This is a genomic window from Microbacterium sp. H6 (genome assembly GCF_003314775.1).
GTDB lineage: Bacteria > Actinomycetota > Actinomycetes > Actinomycetales > Microbacteriaceae > Microbacterium > Microbacterium oxydans.
This window is the reverse complement of sequence record NZ_QOAY01000226.1, coordinates 3601-6957: the sequence shown is the minus strand read 5'-3', so window position 1 is coordinate 6957 and position 3357 is coordinate 3601. Positions and strand designations below refer to the sequence as shown.

Genomic DNA, 3357 nt, shown 5'->3' with positions numbered 1-3357 from the left:
GAGCGCCCCGAGCGTTCCTTCGACGCCGACCGCGCACGTCGTGCTTTCGACCGCGACCGCACCCAGCGTTCCTTCGAGGGTGGGCGCGAGCGTCCGTCGACCGGCGGCGCCTACCGCACCGAGCGTCCCCGTCCGCTGACCTCGGACACCCGTGGCCGCCCGGCACGCAATGAGCGCCCGAGCCGCAACGACTGGAATGCCACCAGCCGTCCGGCCTCAACCGGAGCGAAGTTCGCGCCCGGTGACGATGTCGTCCACGAGCGCCTCGAAGCGAAGTCCGTCGCGGCCGTCGAGGTCGATGGTGTGACGTTCGGCGATCTGGGTCTCGGCTCGAACATCGTCGAGACACTCGTCGGAATGGGCGCTGCGACGCCGTTCCCGATCCAGGCCGCCAGCATCCCTGCCGTGCTCGCCGGTCGCGATGTGCTCGCCCGTGGCCGCACCGGCTCCGGCAAGACCATCGCCTTCGGCGCACCGCTCGTCGAGCGTGTGCTGCAGTCGCAGGCAGGCAAGCGCCGTGAGTTCGGACGTTCGCCGCGCGCGATCATCCTCGCTCCGACCCGCGAGCTCGCGCTGCAGATCGACCGCACCATCCAGCCGATCGCGCGCAGCGTCGGCCTGTTCACCACGCAGATCTACGGTGGTGTGCCGCAGGGCCGTCAGGTGGGTGCGCTCAAGAAGGGCGTCGACATCGTGATCGGCACCCCCGGTCGCATCGAGGACCTCATCAACCAGGGCAAGCTCGACCTCTCCGACTGCCGCATCGCGGTGCTCGACGAGGCCGACCACATGTGCGAGCTCGGGTTCGTCGAACCCGTGCAGCGCATCCTCCGTCACACCGCGGAAGGCAGCCAGAAGCTGCTGTTCTCGGCGACGCTGGACCGCGAGGTCGCCGCGCTCGTCGACGAGTTCCTCGTCGACCCCGCCGTGTACGAGGTCGCAGGTGAGGACCAGGACTCCTCGACGATCGAGCACCGCGTTCTCGTGATCGAGCACCGCGACAAGGCCGACATCCTCACGTCGCTCGTCGACCGCGACGGCAAGACGCTCGTCTTCGCCCGCACCCGCGCCTACGCCGACATGCTCGCCGAGCAGTTCGACGACGCCGGGATCCCCGCCGTCTCGCTGCACGGAGACCTGAACCAGGCCAAGCGCACGCGCAACCTCGAGCGGCTGACGTCGGGTCGCGTGAACGTGCTCGTCGCCACGGACGTCGCCGCCCGCGGCATCCACGTCGACGACATCGACCTGGTCGTCCAGGCCGATGCGCCCGACGAGTACAAGACGTACCTGCACCGCTCGGGTCGCACCGGTCGTGCCGGTCGCTCGGGTCGCGTCGTCACGCTGATCACGCGCCAGCGTCAGCGCCGCATGACCGAGCTGCTCGATCGCGCCGAGATCGACGCGCCGTTCGAGAACGCCCGTCTGGACGACGACGTGATCGAGGAGATCGCCGGTCGCGTGCCGACCGCGGCCGACCTGACTGCCTGAGTCTCATTCACGAAGGCCCCGTTCTGCGCTCGCAGGCGGGGCCTTCGTCGTGCGGGGAGTGTGGGCGCGGGGTCAGGCCAGCTCGTGCACGTGCACGGCGGAAGTCAGGTTCGTGCCGTTGAGGTCGAGGTAGATCACGCCCTCGGTCACGGTGAGGGTCATGGTGTTCCGGCGCTCGATGAGGGCCGAAGCGGTCTCGATGAACCCGGGATCGAAGCTGTAGACGCGGATGTCCTCGCGGCGGTGGATGCGTTTGTCCGTCCACGGTGCCATCACCTTGGCGGGGTCGCGGTGCGTGTACACGACGGTGCGCTCGGCGAGACGGCTGCCGTGGTGCAGGCGCTCGGCATCGGGCGCGCCGATCTCGACCCAGGCCGTGATGAGCCCGGTGAGGTCGCGTACGAGCACTGCAGGTTCCTCCGTCGAGGAGATGCTGCCACCGAACGCGATACCCTCGGCGAACTCCAGCCCGTAGGCCAGCACCCGGGTGAGCATGTACGCATCGGTCTCGGACGGATGCCGGGCCGCGCGCAGCGAGTAGTCCTCGTAGACGCCGCGATCGGTGTCAGCGAGCTGCACCTCGAATGTGTGGACTGTGGAACCGATCGCCATGATCCCCGAGCCTACGCGGCCGGCGAAGGAGCGCCGGACCAGCGCTCTCAGAAGAGCATCGGCTGTGCGGGTGATGCCTCGGATCGCGCGCTGGGTGCGAATGCCACTCGAGGGCCCGACTGCACGTGACCCTGCCCCGGCCGAAGGCCTCGCCGGGGGTAGTCGTCCTCGTGGCGGCCGTCGAGTCCATGCATGCGGATTAGCGGACGAGTGCGTTTCGCGAGCCACTGTCTGTACCCCTTCGGCGCCTCGGCGGAGGCTCCCGGGTACAGGCCGCGGTACGACGAGACGAGGTCGGGGCGATTCGCGTCGAGCCACTGGAAGAACCACGGCTTCACGCCGGGTCGCAGGTGCAGGGCACCGTAGATGACCGAGCGTGCACCGGCCTCTCTGATGCGCACGAGGGCGCTGTCGATCGCGGCGAGGGAGTCGGTCATATGGGGCATGATCGGCATGAGGAAGACGGTCACGGGGAAACCCGCATCCGCCAGTGCTCGCACGGTGTCGAGGCGGGCCTGCGTCGTCGGTGCCCCCGGCTCGATGGCCTTCTGCAGGTCGTCGTCGTACATCGCGATCGACATCTGCACATCGATCGGCACACGCTGCGCGGCCTTCACGAGCAGCGGGATGTCTCGACGGATCAGCGTTCCCTTCGTGAGGATGGAGATCGGGGTTCCCGATGCGGCGAGGGCCTGGATGATCCCCGGCATGAGCTTGTAGCGGCCCTCGGCGCGCTGGTACGGATCGGTGTTTGTCCCGAGGGCGACGGTCTCGTTTTCCCAGCTGCCCTTGCGCAGCTCGCGTTCGAGCACCTCGACGACATTCACCTTCACGACGATCTGCGAGTCGAAATCGGAGCCGCCGTCGAGGTCGAGGTACTCGTGCGTGCCGCGGGCGAAGCAGTAGACGCAGGCATGGGAGCATCCGCGGTACGGGTTGATAGTCCATGCGAACGGCATGCGCGAGGCGCCGGGGACATGGTTCAGTGCCGACTTCGACAGCACCTCGTGGAACGTCATGCCCGCGAACTCGGGCGTGGTCACCGAGCGCAGAACGCTGGATCGGTCTTCGAGGCCGGGGAGCGCGGATGCATCCGTCTCGCCGAGTTTCTGTCCTTGCCACCGCATTCGACTATTCGAACAGATGACCGATCCTGATGCAAGCCGCTCTCATAACTATCTTCGAATGAGATGATGGACCAATGCCCTTTCTGCCGCACGCTCAGCATGCGGCGCCGCGGTCCCCGATCCGCGG

General features: G+C 67.9%; 3 protein-coding genes. 1 reads left to right on the top strand and 2 read right to left on the bottom strand.

All coding sequences use genetic code 11. From position 1 onward, the window contains the following. Nucleotides 1–1491 (top strand): DEAD/DEAH box helicase (locus tag DSP71_RS14745; protein ID WP_147251327.1); only part of this gene is annotated, 1491 nt, incomplete at its 5' end. A gap of 72 nt (nt 1492–1563) precedes the next feature. Here the strand turns inward: DSP71_RS14745 and DSP71_RS14740 are convergent. Together DSP71_RS14740 and DSP71_RS14735 are read right to left on the bottom strand one after the other, a co-directional pair. Continuing rightward, nucleotides 1564–2103 (bottom strand): YaeQ family protein, encoded by a 540-nt coding sequence (locus tag DSP71_RS14740; protein WP_113681460.1) that lies wholly within the window; start codon nt 2101–2103, stop codon nt 1564–1566. 47 nt (nt 2104–2150) lie between these two features. After that, nucleotides 2151–3230 (bottom strand): Rv2578c family radical SAM protein, encoded by a 1080-nt coding sequence (locus DSP71_RS14735; protein WP_113681459.1) that lies wholly within the window; start codon nt 3228–3230, stop codon nt 2151–2153. Between the last annotated feature and the right edge of the window lie 127 nt (nt 3231–3357).